At 72.0% G+C, this 15,830-nt stretch carries 14 protein-coding genes, 2 tRNA genes and 1 pseudogene; 12 read left to right on the top strand and 5 right to left on the bottom strand.

Annotation, left to right across the window (positions count from 1 at the left end):
- Positions 1 to 87, bottom strand: a pseudogene (locus tag ABZ934_RS25345) (IS5/IS1182 family transposase); the annotation flags it as partial.
- Positions 88 to 179: 92 nt separating this feature from the next.
- On the opposite strand from ABZ934_RS25345, the gene ABZ934_RS25340 reads away from it, so the two are divergent.
- The 8 genes from ABZ934_RS25340 to ABZ934_RS25305 all read left to right on the top strand — a co-directional run bounded on the left by ABZ934_RS25340 (position 180) and on the right by ABZ934_RS25305 (position 7,939).
- On the top strand, positions 180 to 491 hold the full coding sequence (locus tag ABZ934_RS25340) for a hypothetical protein (RefSeq protein WP_361317294.1): 312 nt from the start codon (positions 180 to 182) through the stop codon (positions 489 to 491).
- Positions 492 to 649: 158 nt separating this feature from the next.
- Positions 650 to 1,810, top strand: coding sequence for an acyl-CoA dehydrogenase family protein (locus tag ABZ934_RS25335; protein ID WP_361317292.1), 1,161 nt, complete (start codon positions 650 to 652; stop codon positions 1,808 to 1,810).
- Complete coding sequence (locus ABZ934_RS25330) at positions 1,807 to 2,742, top strand: bifunctional MaoC family dehydratase N-terminal/OB-fold nucleic acid binding domain-containing protein (RefSeq protein WP_361317290.1); 936 nt, start codon at positions 1,807 to 1,809, stop codon at positions 2,740 to 2,742. Before ABZ934_RS25335 ends, ABZ934_RS25330 begins: the two co-directional genes overlap by 4 nt.
- A complete protein-coding gene (locus tag ABZ934_RS25325) occupies positions 2,742 to 3,857 on the top strand; it encodes an acyl-CoA dehydrogenase (RefSeq protein ID WP_361317287.1) in 1,116 nt (371 codons plus the stop codon). The genes ABZ934_RS25330 and ABZ934_RS25325 overlap by 1 nt, the downstream gene beginning before the upstream one ends.
- Positions 3,854 to 4,252 (top strand): MaoC family dehydratase, encoded by a 399-nt coding sequence (locus ABZ934_RS25320; RefSeq protein WP_361317284.1) that lies wholly within the window; start codon positions 3,854 to 3,856, stop codon positions 4,250 to 4,252. Before ABZ934_RS25325 ends, ABZ934_RS25320 begins: the two co-directional genes overlap by 4 nt.
- On the top strand, positions 4,249 to 5,415 hold the full coding sequence (locus ABZ934_RS25315; protein WP_361317281.1) for a lipid-transfer protein: 1,167 nt from the start codon (positions 4,249 to 4,251) through the stop codon (positions 5,413 to 5,415). The genes ABZ934_RS25320 and ABZ934_RS25315 overlap by 4 nt, the downstream gene beginning before the upstream one ends.
- A 136-nt stretch (positions 5,416 to 5,551) precedes the next feature.
- The gene (locus ABZ934_RS25310) at positions 5,552 to 6,085 is read left to right on the top strand and encodes a SigE family RNA polymerase sigma factor (protein ID WP_361317279.1); all 534 of its coding nucleotides are present in this window, start codon (positions 5,552 to 5,554) and stop codon (positions 6,083 to 6,085) included.
- A 204-nt stretch (positions 6,086 to 6,289) separates the two neighbouring features.
- Positions 6,290 to 7,939 (top strand): long-chain fatty acid--CoA ligase, encoded by a 1,650-nt coding sequence (locus ABZ934_RS25305; protein WP_361317277.1) that lies wholly within the window; start codon positions 6,290 to 6,292, stop codon positions 7,937 to 7,939.
- Between the two features lie 19 nt (positions 7,940 to 7,958).
- On the opposite strand, the gene ABZ934_RS25300 is transcribed toward ABZ934_RS25305, so the two are convergent.
- The 3 genes from ABZ934_RS25300 to ABZ934_RS25290 all read right to left on the bottom strand — a co-directional run bounded on the left by ABZ934_RS25300 (position 7,959) and on the right by ABZ934_RS25290 (position 12,617).
- Positions 7,959 to 8,534: an antibiotic biosynthesis monooxygenase gene (locus tag ABZ934_RS25300; protein WP_361317275.1), complete on the bottom strand. Its 576-nt coding sequence runs from the start codon at positions 8,532 to 8,534 to the stop codon at positions 7,959 to 7,961.
- 13 nt (positions 8,535 to 8,547) lie between these two features.
- Positions 8,548 to 12,072 carry a PAS domain-containing protein gene (locus tag ABZ934_RS25295; protein ID WP_361317273.1) on the bottom strand — a complete coding sequence of 1,175 codons (3,525 nt, stop codon included), beginning with the start codon at positions 12,070 to 12,072 and terminating at the stop codon, positions 8,548 to 8,550.
- A 119-nt stretch (positions 12,073 to 12,191) separates the two neighbouring features.
- Complete coding sequence (locus tag ABZ934_RS25290) at positions 12,192 to 12,617, bottom strand: SSI family serine proteinase inhibitor (RefSeq protein WP_361317271.1); 426 nt, start codon at positions 12,615 to 12,617, stop codon at positions 12,192 to 12,194.
- 285 nt (positions 12,618 to 12,902) lie between these two features.
- Between ABZ934_RS25290 and ABZ934_RS25285 the strand changes: the two genes are divergently transcribed.
- Both ABZ934_RS25285 and ABZ934_RS25280 read left to right on the top strand, forming a co-directional pair.
- Positions 12,903 to 12,993, top strand: a tRNA-Ser gene (locus ABZ934_RS25285).
- A 231-nt stretch (positions 12,994 to 13,224) separates the two neighbouring features.
- Positions 13,225 to 13,297: transfer RNA gene (locus ABZ934_RS25280), tRNA-Arg, on the top strand.
- 55 nt (positions 13,298 to 13,352) lie between these two features.
- On the opposite strand, the gene ABZ934_RS25275 is transcribed toward ABZ934_RS25280, so the two are convergent.
- Entirely contained in the window at positions 13,353 to 14,270 is a 918-nt protein-coding gene (locus ABZ934_RS25275; protein WP_361317269.1) for an SMP-30/gluconolactonase/LRE family protein, read from the bottom strand.
- 108 nt (positions 14,271 to 14,378) lie between these two features.
- On the opposite strand from ABZ934_RS25275, the gene ABZ934_RS25270 reads away from it, so the two are divergent.
- Complete coding sequence (locus ABZ934_RS25270; protein ID WP_361317266.1) at positions 14,379 to 14,813, top strand: Lrp/AsnC family transcriptional regulator; 435 nt, start codon at positions 14,379 to 14,381, stop codon at positions 14,811 to 14,813.
- Positions 14,810 to 15,691, top strand: coding sequence for a DUF2797 domain-containing protein (locus ABZ934_RS25265; RefSeq protein WP_361317264.1), 882 nt, complete (start codon positions 14,810 to 14,812; stop codon positions 15,689 to 15,691). Before ABZ934_RS25270 ends, ABZ934_RS25265 begins: the two co-directional genes overlap by 4 nt.
- Positions 15,692 to 15,830: the final 139 nt, after the last annotated feature.

Below are 15,830 nucleotides of genomic sequence, written 5' to 3'. Positions count from 1 at the left end.
GGGATGCCGGTGGCGTCGTTCGGGGGCCGGTGGCAGCAACGGGGCCACCCGCTCCCACAGGTCGTCCGGAACAAGATCAGCACGCACCCGGACACCCTGCCGACCGAGATCGTCGAGCCCAAGACCCGCAGCTCAACTCATTCTGAAACGATCAGTTAGGTCTTCTGGAGGACTCGGACATGGCAAGCATCCGTACCGCTCGCGTCATCGCCGCCGTCGCCGCACTCCCGCTCGCCGTCGCCCTGTTCGGCGGCGTGGCCTCGGCGGACAACGGGGCCTTCGCGAACTCCGGGTCGAACGCGAGCGTCGCGAGCATTCTCGGCAGCGGCGTGGGCGGCAACAACCAAGGCAACTCCTCCACCTCGCAGCAGGTGGCCACCGGCGCCGGAGCGTCCAACCAGAACAACAGCGCGCAGGTCAACGGATCGGCTTGGACCGCGATCCAGCAGCACAACGCCGATGTGGCGGTGAACTTCTTCCCGTGGCGGTGACCCCGCCTGATCTGGGCTGACTGATCGGGGCGCCCGCGTGACCGGACCGGCCGGGGTCCGGTAGCGCGGGCGCCCCCGTGCCTCGGCATCTTGACATCCGCCACAAATCTGACGGAGAGTCAGTTCTATTCGTCGATGTGAAGCCGGGAGGCCCGCGCGTGCACCTCGCCCCGACCGGACGCCAAGTGCGGCTCCGCTCCGAACTGCGGGAGTACTTCCGCGAGCTGCTGCCCGACGGGCCGCCGCAGGCCCCGGCGGAGCAGCGCGCCTTGCTGCGGCGCATCGGGAACGACGGACTGCTCGGCCTCGGCTGGCCCGTCGAGTACGGCGGCCAAGGGCGCGGCGCGGACGAGCAGTTCCTGTTCTTCGACGAGGCGTACCGGGCCGGCGCCCCCGTCTCCATGGTCACCCTCAACACCGTCGGGCCGACCTTGATGAAGTACGGGACGCAGACGCAGAAGGACCACTTCCTCCCTCGCATCCTCAAGGGCGAACTCGTCTTCGCCATCGGCTACTCGGAGCCGGAGGCCGGCACCGACCTCGCCTCGCTGCGCACCCGCGCCGTACGCCAGGGCGGTGCCGAGGGTGACTGGCTGATCGACGGGCAGAAGATCTTCACCTCCAACGCCCAGAACGCCGACTGGATCTGGCTCGCGTGCCGCACCGATCCCCAGGCGCCCAAACACAAGGGCATTTCGATCATCCTCGTGCCCACCGACACACCGGGCTTCGGCTGGACCCCGATCGAGACGGTCGGCGGACTGACCACCACGGCCACGTACTACGACTCCGTCCGTGTGCCCGCCGGCCACCTCGTCGGCCCCGAACACGGCGGCTGGGGACTGATCACCAACCAGCTCAACCACGAGCGCGTGGCCTTGGCCGCGATAGGCATGCAGGCCGAGGACTTCTACGAGCGCGCCCTCGGCCACGCCCGTACGCCGGACCCCGTCACCGGTGAGCGCCCGGCGGACCACCCCTGGGTACGGTCCCGCCTCGCCGAGGCCCACGCACGGCTGGCCGCCGTGCGCCTCCTGAACTGGCGCCTCGTCCAGGACGTCGGCAGCGCAACCCTGGCCCCCGGAGACGCCGCCGGCGTCAAGTTCCTGGGCACCGAATCCGCCGTCGACGTGTACCGGATGTGCCAGGAGGCGGTGGGCGAGGAGGCCCTCGTACGCGGCCCGGCGGGCTTCGCGGGCGGTGAACTGGAGCGGATGAACCGTGCGGCCCAGATCAACACCTTCGGCGGTGGGGTCAGCGAGGTCCAGCGGGAGATCGTCGCCATGATGCGGCTCGGCATGAAGGGGAGCAAGCGATGAGCGCGGAGCCGCCCGGGGACGTCGATGAGGCGGCCCGCTTCCACGCGCTGCTGAAGGACTTCGAGGGGCGCCCCGCCGCCTCGGGAGGACGGGCCAAGGACGTGGTCAACGCGGCGATGATCCGCCACTGGTGCGAGGCGATGGGCGACACCAACCCCGCCTACACCGGCCCGGACGCCATCGCCCCGCCCACGATGCTCCAAGCGTGGACGATGGGCGGACTCTCCGGCCACAGCGACCGCTCCTCCGCCTACGACGAGTTGTTCGCCCTCCTGGACGGCGCGGGATGCACCTCCGTGGTCGCCACCGACTGCGAGCAGGAGTACCTCCGCCCGCTGCGCCCGGGCGACGCCGTCACCTTCGACGCCGTGATCGAGTCGGTCTCGCCCCGCAAGACGACCAAGCTCGGCACCGGCCACTTCGTGACGACCCGGATGGACGTCCGCGCGAACGGGAAACCCGCGGGCACCCACCGCTTCCGCATCCTGAAGTTCGCGCCGACCCGGCGGGCCGCACCGAAGCCACCAGCCGCGGCGCGCCGACCCCGGCCGGTGATCAACCGCGACAACCAGGGCTTCTGGGACGGCGTGCGCACGCACACACTGCTGATCCAACGCTGCACCGCCTGCGGCACCCTCCGCTTCCCCTGGCTCCCCGGCTGCCACGCCTGCGCGAGCCCCGACTGGGACACCGTCGAGGCGAGCGGGGCCGGCACCGTCTTCAGCTACGTCGTCATGCACCACCCGCCCTTCCCGGCGTTCGACCCTCCGTACGCGGTCGCGCTCGTGGAACTCGCCGAAGGAGTCCGGATCATCAGCAACGTCACCGGCGTCTCCTACGACAAGGTGCGCATCGGTCTCCCCGTCCGGCTGGAGTTCCTGCGCGTGGACGAGGACCTGGAACTGCCGGTCTTCCGAGGGGGCGAGTGCTGATGGACTTCCGGCCGACCGAGGAGCAGACCGCCGCGGCAGGCCTCGCCGCCCACATCTTCCGCGACCTCGCCACGCACGAGCGCTCGGCGGCCGCCGGTTCCGGCAGCGACGCCGAACTGTGGAAGGCCCTCACGACCGCCGGGCTGACCGCCGCCGTTGCGGACATCGGCCTGCTCGGCCTGGTGCTCCTGCTGGAGGAACAGGGTCGTACGACCGCGCAGGTCCCGTACGCCGCCACTTGCGCCTACGGAATCCTCCCGCTGGCCCGGCACGGCAGTCCGGAGCAGCGCGCCCGGCTGCTGCCCGCCCTCGGGACGGGTGAGGCGGTGGCCACGGGGGCGTTCCCCGGGCGGGGCAGGATCACCGCCACACCGGACGGCCGGCTCACCGGCACCGCCCCGGTCGTGCCTTGGCTGCGCGACGCCACGTACGTCCTGGTCCCGGACGCACGACGCGCCCTGTGGCTCGTACGGACCGACCTGCCCGGTGTCGAAACGGCGGCGGTGGAGACCACCGCGCCGTGGGCGGCGGGCCGGCTGACCCTTTCCGGGGCACGGGCGGAACGGCTCGGGCAGGGCGCGGAGGTCTACGAGGACGTCCTCACCGTAGCCCGTACCGCCTTCGCCGGGCTCCAGGCGGGCGTCTGCGCGGGCTCGCTGGCCCGCGCCGTGGAGTACACCTCCACCCGCGAACAGTTCGGCCGGCCGCTCTCCACCAACCAGGCGGTCATGCTCCGGGCGGCCGACGCGCACATGGACACGGAAGCCATCCGGGTCACCACCTACGAGGCGGCCTGGCGCGTCGACGAGGGTCTGCCCGCGCGCGAGCACGCCTTGACGGCGGCCTGGTGGGGCTCGGAAGCAGGCAAGCGGGTCGTGCACTCCGGTCAACACCTGCACGGCGGCATGGGCGCCGACCTGGACCACCCCGTCCACCGCCACTTCCTGTGGGGACGTCAGTTGGACGCCTACCTGGGTTGCGGCAGCGAGCTGCTGGCCGAGCTCGGCGCGCTCCTGGCGGAGGAACCGCCGCAGGCGCCGGGTGCCCCCGAGTCACCCGTATCCCTGACGTCCACGGTGGGGACGACCACCCCCAATGGAGCGGAGGCCACATGAAGGTCGGTGACGCACTGCCGCCCCTGGAGATCCCGGTCACCCGCACGCTCATCGTTGCGGGCGCCATCGCCTCACGGGACTACCAGGACGTGCACCACGACGCCGAGCTCGCGCGCGAAAAGGGCTCCCCGGACATCTTCATGAACATCCTCACCACCAACGGTCTGGTCGGCCGGTACATCACCGATCACCTCGGGCCTGCCGCCATCCTCCGCAAGGTGGCCATCCGCCTCGGCGCCCCGAACTACCCCGGCGACACCATGACCCTCACCGGGTCCGTCACCGCCCTCGACGGGGACACCGTCGAGATCCGGGTGGTCGGCGCCAACGGCATCGGGCACCACGTCACCGGCACCGTCACGGTGTCCCTGGGGGCCGGGGAGGCCGCAGAGTGAGCGTCCGCAGCCGGGACGAGCTGGGCGGCCGGGCCGCCATCGTCGGCATCGGCGCGACCGAGTTCTCCAAGGACTCCGGTCGCAGCGAGCTCAAGCTCGCGGTCGAAGCCGTCCACGCCGCCCTCGACGACGCCGGGCTGACCCCCGCCGATGTCGACGGCATGGTCACCTTCACGATGGACACCAGCCCCGAGATCACCGTCGCGCAGGCGGCCGGCATCGGGGAACTGTCCTTCTTCTCCCGGGTCCACTACGGCGGCGGCGCGGCCTGTGCCACCGTCCAACAGGCCGCCCTCGCCGTCGCCACCGGGGTCGCCGAGGTCGTGGTCTGCTACCGCGCCTTCAACGAGCGCTCCGGGCGCCGCTTCGGCTCCGGGGTCCAGCAGCGCGAACCCTCGGCCGAAGGCGCGGCCCTCGGCTGGTCACTGCCCTGGGGACTGCTCACCCCCGCGTCCTGGGTGGCCATGGCCGCCCAGCGCTACCTGCACGCGTACCACCTGACCGCCGAGGCGTTCGGGCACGTCGCCGTCACCGGCCGCCGGTACGCCGCGAACAACCCCGCCGCCTACTTCCACGGCAAGCCCATCACCCTCGCCGACCACGCCGCGTCACGCTGGATCGTCGAGCCCCTGCGTCTCCTGGACTGCTGCCAGGAGACGGACGGCGGCCAGGCCCTGATCGTCACCAGTACTGAACGGGCCCGCTCGCTGCGGCGGGCACCCGCCGTGATCACGGCGGCGGCGCAGGGAGCCGGACGCCGCCAGGAGGCCATGACCTCCTTCTATCGCGACGACCTGACCGGGCTGCCGGAAATGGACGTCGTCGCACGCCAACTGTGGCGGACCAGTGGACTGTCCCCGTCGGACATCGACGTAGGCATCCTTTACGACCACTTCTCCCCCTTCGTCCTCATGCAGCTGGAGGAGTTCGGATTCTGTGCGCCCGGGGAGGCCGCCGACTTCGTGGCCGCCGACGCACTGCCGCTCAACACCCACGGTGGCCAGCTCGGAGAGGCGTACCTGCACGGCATGAACGGCATCGCCGAGGCCGTCCGACAGCTTCGTGGCACCTCCGTCAACCAGGTCGCGGGCGCCCGGCACAGCCTGGTCACGGCCGGTACGGGCGTACCCACATCCGGCCTGATCCTCAGCTCCGACGACTGACTCCGCTCCCCGCCCGCGACGGGGCCTCCTCCACCTTCAGGAGGTGCGGGCGGGGCCGGCCCTACAACCTGAGACGGATCCCGCTTCGGCACCTGCGACCGATCCCAGGGCGGTCCGGCGCTTCTAGCGTGGGGGCATGACCACGCCTGTCTGCACGCTCGCCTCGAACCCGACGCCGTACCCGTCGTTCTCGGCGTACGTCAGGACCCGAGGCACGTCCCTGATGCGCACCGCGCGCTCGCTCACCGCCAACACCTGCGACGCCGAGGACCTGCTGCAGACTGCCCTCGCCAAGACCTACGCCGCCTGGGACCGCATCGAGGACCACCGGGCACTGGACGGCTACGTCCGACGGACCCTGGTCAACACCCTCACCTCCCAGTGGCGCAAGCGCAAGGTCGACGAATTCTGCTGCGAGGAGCTACCGGAGGTGGAGCAGGCGCCGTTCACGGACGCCGCGGAGGCACAGGCGCTGCGCGACGCGATGTGGCGCGCGGTGACTCGGCTGCCCGACCGGCAACGCGCGATGGTGGTCCTGCGCTACTACGAGGACCTCAGCGAGGCACAGACCGCCGAGCTGCTCGGGGTCTCCGTGGGCACGGTCAAGAGCGCCGTCTCGCGGGCCCTGGGCAAGCTCCGCGAGGACCCGGAGCTTGCGCCCGTCCGCTGAGCCGCCCCGAACCGGCGCGATGTTTCACGTGAAACACCGCGGCAGCACACCGCGGCGGCCGGCGCGGCCGGCTGTTTCACGTGAAACATCCCCGGCGCCCGGCGCGGTTTCTACCCCCGGGTAGTGACATACCGCGTGGTACGTGCGCAGAATCGGCAGCATCCGTAGCCGCCGTAGCGCCGCAGCGCCCACCGGGAGGACGCTTTGCTGAGCACCATGCAGGACGTACCACTTCTCGTCACCCGCATCCTGCACCATGGAATGACGATCCACGGGAAGTCCCAGGTCACGACCTGGACCGGCGAGGCCGAGCCGCACCGCCGCAGCTTCGCCGACATCGGTGCCCGCGCCACTCGCCTCGCGAACGCCCTGCGCGACGAGCTGGGCGTCCGACAGGACGACCGGGTCGCCACCCTCATGTGGAACAACGCCGAGCACGTGGAGGCGTACTTCGCGATCCCGTCCATGGGCGCCGTCCTGCACACGCTCAACCTGCGCCTCCCTCCTGAGCAGCTGGTCTTCATCGTCAACCACGCCGCGGACCGGGTGGTGCTGGTCAACGGCACCCTTCTGCCGCTCCTCGCGCCGCTGCTGCCGCACCTGCCGACCATCGACCACGTGGTCGTCTCGGGCATCGGTGACCGATCCGTGCTCGCCGGTCTCGACGTGCGCGTCCACGACTACGAGGAACTCCTCGCCGGCCGTTCCGACCACTACGACTGGCCCGAGCTGGACGAACGCCAAGCCGCGGCCATGTGCTACACCTCGGGCACCACCGGGGACCCCAAGGGCGTCATCTACTCCCATCGCTCCATCTACCTGCACTCCATGCAGGTCAACATGACCGAGTCGATGGGACTGACCGACCGGGACACGTCCCTGGTCGTGGTCCCGCAGTTCCACGTGAACGCCTGGGGTCTGCCCCATGCCACCTTCATGACCGGCATCAACCTGCTGATGCCGGACCGCTTCCTCCAGCCCGCCCCACTCGCCGAGATGATCGAGCGGGAGAAGCCGACCCACGCCGCTGCCGTCCCCACCATCTGGCAGGGGCTCCTCGCCGAGGTCACCGCGCACCCCCGCGACCTCACCTCGATGAAGCAGGTCACCATCGGCGGCGCGGCCTGCCCGCCGTCCTTGATGGAGGCGTACGAGAAGCTCGGCGTCCGCCTGTGTCACGCGTGGGGCATGACGGAGACCTCCCCGCTCGGCACGATGGCACACCCGCCGGCGGGCCTGAGCGCCGAGGAGGAATGGCCGTACCGGATCACCCAGGGCCGCTTCCCGGCGGGTGTCGAAGCCCGCCTGATCGGCCCGGGCGGCGACCGCCTGCCGTGGGACGGCGAGTCGGCAGGCGAGTTGGAGGTGCGCGGCGCCTGGATCGCGGGCGCCTACTACGGAGGCGCGTCCGGCGAACCGCTGCGCCCCTCGGACAAGTTCAGCGCGGACGGCTGGCTCAAGACCGGCGACGTCGGCGTCATCAGCGCGGACGGTTACCTGACGCTGACCGACCGGGCCAAGGACGTCATCAAGTCGGGCGGCGAGTGGATCTCCAGCGTCGAGCTGGAAAACGCGCTGATGGCGCACCCGGAGGTGGCCGAGGCGGCGGTGGTCGCCGTACCCGACGACAAGTGGGGCGAGCGTCCGCTGGCGACCGTCGTCCTCAAGGAGGGCGCGACCGTGGATTACACCGGACTGCGCGCGTTCCTGGGGCAGTCGATCGCCAAGTGGCAGTTGCCCGAGCGCTGGACGTCCATCGAGACCGTGCCGAAGACCAGCGTCGGCAAGTTCGACAAGAAGGTGATCCGCAGGCAGTACGCGGACGGCGAGCTGGACGTGACGCGGCTCGACTGACCCCGGCGGGCCGGAAGCCTCAGCCGCGCGTGAGCCAGGGCCGCAGCAGCCTGCTGACTGCGGGCATGGCCACGTAGGTCATCAGGGTGCTGAAGACCACCGTGAAGGCGGCCGTCCGCAGGACGAAGGGAAGGTCCACCAGATACGGCCCGAGCACCGCGTTGCCGAGCAGCGAGATCGGGAAGATGGCCAGCCCCGAGCTGATCGCCATCTTCCAGCGCGGAGGCGCGGGCCGGGTCGTGCCCGGCTTCGCGAACCAGGTCTCCATCCCGTGCAGTTCGCGCCGCGCTATCTCGTGGTGGTGATGGCCCTGGCAGTTGGCGAAGAACGCGGCGCGCTCCGGCGACTTCTGCCACGCCTCGAAGGCGGCCTGATGACGGAAGCGGTGCACCAGGAACCACGGGGCGCCCTCCGCCGCCGGCCGGAACAGCCCGTACCCGAGGTGGCCGGGGAAGCCCGCGGCGGTCTCCAGGATGCCGCGGGCCCATGCCTCGAAGTCCTCCTCGTGGCCCGGCTCGACCTGCCGGGCGATGAGGAGGCTCACCTCACCGTTGTCGGCGGGAACGCTGTGCTCGGTCGTGTCGATGATGGCCATCGGGCCAGGATGACTAGTTGGTGCCGATCTTGGCCAGCAGGTCCACGATGCGGCCCTGCACATCGGCGGTCGTGGCCCGCTCGGCGAGGAACAGCACGCTCTCGCCGGAGGCCAGCCGCGGCAGTTCGGCCGGGTCGATGCCGGTGGCCGTGTAGACGACGAGCGGGGTGCGGTTCAGCTGCCCGTTGGCACGCAGCCAGTCCACGATCCCGGCCCGCCGACGGCGCACCTGCATCAGGTCCATGACGACGAGATTGGGCCGCACACGGGTGGCGAGTTCCACCGCGTCGGTGTCGGCACCCGCCCGCGCGACCTGCAAGCCGCGCCGTTCCAGGGCGGCGGTGAGCGCGGTGGCGATCTCGTCGTGCTCCTCGATCAGCAGGACCCGCGAGGGGTGCTGCTCACTGTCGCGCGGCGCGAGCGCCTTGAGCAGGACGGCCGGGTCGGCGCCGTACGCGGCTTCCCGCGTGGCGTGCCCGAGTCCGGCCGTGACCAGGACGGGTACCTCCGCCGCCACCGCGGCCTGACGCAGCGACTGGAGGGCGGTGCGGGTGATGGGACCGGTCAGCGGGTCCACGAACAAGGCGGCGGGGAACGCGGCGATCTGGGCGTCCACCTCCTCGCGGGAGTGGACGACCACCGGGCGGTAGCCGCGGTCGCTGAGCGCCTGCTGTGTCTGGGCGTCGGGCGCGGGCCACACCAGCAGCCGGCGCGGGTTGTCCAGCGGCTCCGGCGGAAGCTCGTCGTCCACGGGCAGCGGTACGGCCCGGTTGACCACCTCGACCGCGCCACCGGGGCCGTCGAGCGGCTCGGGCCCCTCGTCGGACCCCGCCTCGGGGGCCCCTATGGCGAAGGCGCGGCCCTGCGGCGCGGGCTCGGTCAGCCGGCGGCGACGGCCGGAGCCGCCGGCGTCGACCGAGATGCCCTGGCCCAGGGTGCCGAGAGCGCGCACGCTGATCGGCTGCGAGGTCTCGGGCGGAGCGTCTTGAGGCTGCCGGGCACCGGGTACGGGTACGGGCCCGGCCGCGGGCTCGCCGTCCTCGGAAGCGGTACGGGCCGCGGGCACCGGCCAGGCGGGGGCCTCGGGCAGGGCGCGGCGCCGCCCGGTCGGCGGCACCGGTCCGGGCGCCCCCGGAGCGGCCGCGGGGGCGGCCCCGGGAGCGTCGGCCGAGGGTGCGTCGGCCGAGGGTGCGCCGAGCACCCGGCGTGCACGGCGGCCCACCGGAGCGTCGGCGTCGGCCTCGGTGGGAGCGACCGCCCCGGCACCCGGGGCGGGAGTCGGTCCGGCGGGCAGGGCGAAGCCGCCCTCGGGGGCGATGGGGCGCTGGGGAACGCGGGGCGCGAGCCCGGCCGCCGGAACCGGACCGCCCGGCTGCGCGAACGGACCCGTTGCCGGGCCTGCCGTCGGACCCGCTGCCGGTCCTGACACCGGGTCTGCCGGCGCGGCCGGGCCCAACGCGCGGCGACGACCCGCCGGATGCTCGGTCAGCGGAACGGGTGGCACCGCGGGCACGGGCGGCAGCGCCGGCATCCCGGTCCCTCGCGGGGGCACGGGCTGCTGCGGTCCTGCCTGCTGCGGTCCGTCCTGAGCGGGCAGCGGTTGAGCGGGTCCGGCCTGAGCGGGTACGTGCGGAGGCCCGCCGGGGCGCCGGGAAGCACCGGCCCCGCCGATACCGCCGGAACCGCCGATGCCGCCGGAACCGCCGTCGCCGTCGGAACCGCCGTCACCGTCCCGGCCGCGTCGGCGCCCGGTACCCAGCCCGGCCGGGTTCACCGGGGACTGGGCGAGCTCGGGGCCGTTCATGCCGGCGCCGTTCGGACCGAGACCGGCGGTACCGGGCTCGTTCGGACCCGGGCCGTCGACCGTGCCGTCCGCACGGCGCCGCCCGGACGACAGCGCGAGCGCGCCCCCGCCCTCCCGCGGCGCCTTCGCCTCGTCGGCGGCGTCGTCCAGGAACGCGTCCACCCCGCGCCGGGCCCGCCGGCCCCCGGACTCGCCCCTGACAGCGCCGCCGTCCTCGGCGTTCGGCTTCGCCTCCACCTCGGCGGCCGCTGGCTCCTTCGGCTCCGGCAGCGTCACCGTCCCGGCTCCCGCGCCCAACGGCAGCTCCAGTACGTACGTACCGCCCGGCGCGCCGGGTACCTCGACGGTCTGGAGGACACCGCCGTGCGCGGCCACGATGCCCCGAACGATCGGCTCGTGCACCGGGTTGCCACCTTCGTACGGCCCGCGCACCTCGATCCGTACGACGTCACCGCGCTGCGCGGCGGCCACGACGATCGTCGAGTCGCCGTACCCACTGCCCTGGCGGGTCTTGCCCGTGGCGTCCACCCCGGCGACATCCGCGACCAGGTGCGCCAGGGCGGTCGCGATCCGCTCCCCGTCCACCTCGGCCTCGATCGTCGGCGCGTGCACGGCGAACTGCGCCCGGCCCGGCCCGATCAACTCCACCGCGCCGTCGACACCGGCCGCGACGACCTTGTTGATCAGCGTCTTTTCCTTGGCGAGCTTGTCGCTGCCCGCGTCCAGCCGCTGATAGCCCAGCACGTTGTCCACGAGCGTGGTCATCCGCGAGTAGCCGGCCGCCAGGTGGTGCAGCAACTGGTTCGCCTCGGGCCAGAGCTGGCCCGCGTCATCGGCGGCCAGCGTCGCCAGCTCCCCGCGCAGCTCCTCCAGCGGCCCGCGCAACGACTCGCCGAGCACCGCCAGCAACTGGGCGTGCCGGGCCGCCAGGGCATCGTAGGGGCGCCGGTCGGTGAAGGTCATCACGGCGCCGACGAGCAGCTCGCCGTCCCGTACGGGCGAGGTCGTCAGGTCGACGGAGACCGGCTGCCCGGCCTTGTTCCACAGCACCTGGCTGCGGACCCGGTGCTTGCGACCGCTGCGCAGGGTGTCGGCGAGCGGGGACTCCTCGAAGGGGAACGGCGAACCGTCCGCGCGCGAGTGCTGGATCAGTCCGTGCAGCTCGCGGTTGCCGAGATCGGTGGCCCGGTAGCCGAGGATCTGCGCGGCGGCCGGGTTGACGAGGACGACCCTGCCGTCGGTGTCCGTGCCCACCACGCCCTCGGCGGCGGCGCGCAGGATCATCTCGGTCTGTCGCTGCGAGCGGGCGAGCTCGGCCTCGGTGTCCACCGTCTGAGACAGGTCCCGTACGACGAGCATCAGCAGCTCGTCGCCGGTGTACGCGGGCTGCGGCTCGCGGTAGGCGTCGCGGCCGTCGAGGTGCGCGGCGGTGACCTCGACGGGGAACTCGCTGCCGTCGGTGCGCCGGGCCGTCATCCTCTTGGGCTTCGGCCGGCCACCCTCGTCGTCTCCGGGCCGGCGCATCGAGCCGGGGATGAGTTTCGAGTCGAACTCGGGCAGGAGGTCCAGTACCCCGCGGCCGACGAGACCGGTGCCGGGGCTTTCCATGATCTCCAACGCGATCGAATTCGCGTTGACCACTGTGCCGTTGGCGTTGACGAGCAACAGCGCGTCGGGAAGTGCGTCGAGTATTGCTGCGAGGCGAGCAGCGCCTCGGGATGGCCTGCTGCTCACGACGAGCTTCCTCCCTGACCACGACTACCGGCATGTCACGGGAGGAGTCTAAGGGCACCGCCCCGCGGCGGGATGGCCGATGCGGGGCGTATACCGCACATCCTTCGCATCCTCCCAGGTCAGGAACGCCCACTCGGAAGCACAGGTTCCAGGGTCTTCCACCGGGCGATGTCGCATCCGTTCCTCCGCCGGAACGTGGCGTCCACCTTCTTGCCGTGCCACGTTCCCGTGATCCGGGCGGTGGCCGGGCCGCCGTCGACCATGGTGCACATCTGCCGCTTGGACGTGGGGGCGAAGGGGTCCTTGCCCTCCTTCGCGAGGGCGTCGAGGCGGGCGCAGGCGTCCTCCGCCTTGGGGTGGTTCCCGCCGACCGGGTCGCACTCCAGCCGGTACTCGCCGTCGGTGCGCGGGTTGCCGGTGTCGGACACGGCGATGGTGAGCCGGTCGGGCGTCGACAGCAGCCGCTCCAACGGCAGGGGTGGCAGCGGCCCGGCGGCCGCGGCGGCCAAGGCGGAGGTGACGGCGAAGGCGGCGAGACGCAGCATGGGGCACTCCAGGTCGTCCGTACGTCGTACGCCTGACCAACGACCCGCGCGCCCCGACGTTGCGTACGGGCGGACGCGTGCGCCTGTACGGCCGGCACGCGGCGGCGCGTACCGTGCCGCGGCGTCGCGCCTCTGGGCGCCTCCGGGCGCGTCGACGCGTCGGCTGGTGGGTGGCCTTAAGGCTTTGCCCCGGGGCCGCCGTTCCTTGTACCGTGGGAGCGGATTGGTGACCAGCCCCGCGCCTGTGTCATCATCTGCACGCACCCTCGTACGCGAGGGTGTGCTGGAGGCGTCGCCTAGTCCGGTCTATGGCGCCGCACTGCTAATGCGGTTTGGGGCTTACCCCCCATCGAGGGTTCAAATCCCTCCGCCTCCGCACCTCACGAAGCCCCGGTCCTCACGGACCGGGGCTTCTGTGCGTTTCGAACGCCCCGAGAGGGGTACCGCGTCCCTCCCGCCCAAGCCGCGCGGAGACTTCCGGATGATCTCCCTCCGGCGTATTTCCGCAGGTCAGCACCGGTGGAGCTAATGGATTTCGCGTCCCGCCGAGGTCCATGTATTGTTGTTCTCGCAAGGCCAACGGGGCGCAAAACCCCGAACAGCCCAAGCACTCGTAGCTTAACGGATAGAGCATCTGACTACGGATCAGAAGGTTGCAGGTTCGAATCCTGCCGAGTGCACAGCCGAAGAGGCCCCCCGGTTCACCGGGGGGCCTCTTGCGTTGCGTGGTGGGGGTCAGGAGCGGTGGACGCGGGGGAGGCCGGTGACCGAGAGGACCAGGGAATAGAGGGACGTGGTGGCGGTGATGAAGAGGCGGTTGTTCTTCGGGCCGCCGAAGGCGATGTTCGAGACCGGTTCGGGGACGCGGAGCCGGCCGATGAGGTCACCGTCCGGCGCGTAACAGTGGACGCCGTCCCGCATCGCGGCCGCCCACAGCCTGCCGCCGTCGTCGAAGCGGATGTTGTCGACCGAGCGGCAGGCGGCGAAGACGCGATCGTCCGTCAGGGTGCCCGTATCGGTGACCTTGAAGGCGCGGATGTGGCCGGCGCGGGTGTCCGCCGCGTAGAGCTCGCTCTCGTCGGCGGAGAAGACGAGGCCGTTCGGGCCGAGGAAACCGTCGGCGACCAGACGGACCTCGCCCGTCGCCGGGTCGGCGCGGTAGAGGTTGCAGGCGTCGATCTCGCTCGGCGCGCGCCGGCCCTCGTAGTCGCTGGTGATGCCGAAGTCCGGGTCCGAGAACCAGATGGAGCCGTCGGAGCGGACCACCGCGTCGTTCGGGCTGTTGAGGCGCTTGCCTTCCCACCGGTCGGCGATGACGGTGAGGCTGCCGTCTGGTTCGGTGCGGGTGACGCGCCGGTTGCCCTGCTCGCAGGTGATCAGGCGGCCCTCGCGGTCGAGGGTGTTGCCGTTGGGATGTCCGGCGCCGGTACGGAACACGGAGACGGCGCCCGTGGCCTCGTCCCACCGCAGCACGCGGTCGTTGGGGATGTCGCTCCACAGGAGTTGTCGCCAGGCCGGCAGGTAGAGGGGACCCTCCGCCCAGCGGCAGTCGTCGTAGAGCCGCTCCAGGCGGGCGTCGCCGTTGGCGCAGCGGCCCGCGCGGAACCGATCGTCCAGGATGTCGTACAGAGTCAGGTCCGCTATGGATGACATGGTTCCCCTTAAGGTCGAGCATGCCGAATTTCGTTCGGCCCATGGTTGAGATTGCAGGACCAGGTACTGTCTTCGCAAGGGTTGACGGGTAGATGAGGGGAAGATCGCGTGGACGACATCGACCGGGCGCTGCTCCAGCGGCTCCAGCAGGACGCGGGCCAGTCCTACGCGGCCCTCGGCGCGGCCGTCGGGCTCTCGGCGGGGGCCACACACGAACGCGTACGGAAACTGCGCGAACGCGGGGTCATCCGGCGGACCACGGTCGACGTGGAACCGGCGGCCGTCGGGAGCGGGGTCCTGGCCTACGTGATGGTCGATTCGAATGCCTGGATGGGCGACTCCGGGGCCGCCTTCGAAGGCATCGCCGAGATCCAGGAGGCACACATCATCGCGGGCAGCGCCTCCGTGCTCGTCAAGGTGCGGACCGGCTCGACCGAACAGCTGCAGGACGTACTGCGCCGCCTGTACGCCATCGACGGCGTCAGCGGAACGCAGGCCACCGTGGTCCTGGACACCTTCTTCGAGCGACCGCTCCCGCTGTGACCTGGTGGTGCACCGGCATCCGCTGGCAGGACGGCCGACCCGGCATCGGCTGGTACGGAGCCGTACGCGCGGAGCGCGACAGTCCGCTCGGCTACGGTCGACGACTGGCCTTCGTCGCCCGGGGCGAGCGGCACTGCCTCGGGGTGCGGCGGGCGGGGAAGCGCACGCCCTGTCCCGCGCGCCGGACGGTGCCGGGGCGGGCGGCGAACGCCCAGTGCCCCGAGTGCGCCCGGCTGGACCGGTCCTTCTCGGTGGCCGCCGACACCAACGCCGCCGATCCGCGGCCCTACCGGGTGTACCTCGCCTGGTTCGGGCCCGGCTTGATCAAGGTCGGCATCACCGCCGAGGAGCGCGGGCCGGCCCGGCTGCTGGAGCAAGGAGCCGTGACCTGGGCCTGGCTGGGGCGCGGCCCGTTGATGGCCGCGCGGCGCACCGAGGAACTGCTGAGGGCGGCGCTCGGGGTGCCCGACCGGATCGCCTACGCCCGCAAGCGCGCGGTACGGGCCCACCTGCCGGCGCCGGCCGAACGGGCCGGGGAGGTCGTCGAGCTGCACGCCCGGGCCGTGGCACTGCCGGGGTGGCCGGAGTCGCTGGAGTCGGTGGGCTGCGAAGTCGTCGACCACGCGGCGGCCTTCGGCCTTGACGCGCTCCCGGCGCCGACGCGGGTGCTGACGGAGCTGGTGCCGGGCGGGGTGGTGGCCGGGCTGCTGGTCGGTGCCGCCGGGCCGGATCTGCACTTCGCGGACGGGCTGGTGGTGGACACCCGGCTGCTGGCCGGTTGGGAACTGGCGGCTCCGGCCGGGGACGCCGTCACGGACGTGCCGGTGGCGACGATCGCACCGCCCGCCGCGGACGCCGAGCAGGACGGGCTGTTCTGACCGCGCTCCGACCGGGCCCTTGCCCGGCCCCCCCGACCGCCCTACCCCACTAGCCCCCGGACCGGGCCCCTCTGCGACCGGACCAGGGGGATACCAAGGTCAAAACTTGAATCCCTTTGGCTCCCCGGCCCTCTTTCGG

The organism is Streptomyces sp. NPDC046557 (genome assembly GCF_040645975.1).
In the GTDB taxonomy this organism is placed as follows: Bacteria; Actinomycetota; Actinomycetes; order Streptomycetales; family Streptomycetaceae; genus Streptomyces.
This window is presented reverse-complemented; position numbering and strand designations above follow the sequence as displayed.

Bases quoted from the DNA above. Each gene is read 5' to 3' on its own strand.
- ABZ934_RS25275 (WP_361317269.1), bottom strand. From the start codon at position 14,270: ATGTCATCCATAGCGGACCTGACTCTGTACGACATCCTGGACGATCGG.
- ABZ934_RS25340 (WP_361317294.1), top strand. From the start codon at position 180: ATGGCAAGCATCCGTACCGCTCGCGTCATCGCCGCCGTCGCCGCACTC.
- ABZ934_RS25300 (WP_361317275.1), bottom strand. From the start codon at position 8,534: ATGGCCATCATCGACACGACCGAGCACAGCGTTCCCGCCGACAACGGT.
- ABZ934_RS25310 (WP_361317279.1), top strand. From the start codon at position 5,552: ATGACCACGCCTGTCTGCACGCTCGCCTCGAACCCGACGCCGTACCCG.
- ABZ934_RS25320 (WP_361317284.1), top strand. From the start codon at position 3,854: ATGAAGGTCGGTGACGCACTGCCGCCCCTGGAGATCCCGGTCACCCGC.
- ABZ934_RS25325 (WP_361317287.1), top strand. From the start codon at position 2,742: ATGGACTTCCGGCCGACCGAGGAGCAGACCGCCGCGGCAGGCCTCGCC.
- ABZ934_RS25330 (WP_361317290.1), top strand. From the start codon at position 1,807: ATGAGCGCGGAGCCGCCCGGGGACGTCGATGAGGCGGCCCGCTTCCAC.
- ABZ934_RS25290 (WP_361317271.1), bottom strand. From the start codon at position 12,617: ATGCTGCGTCTCGCCGCCTTCGCCGTCACCTCCGCCTTGGCCGCCGCG.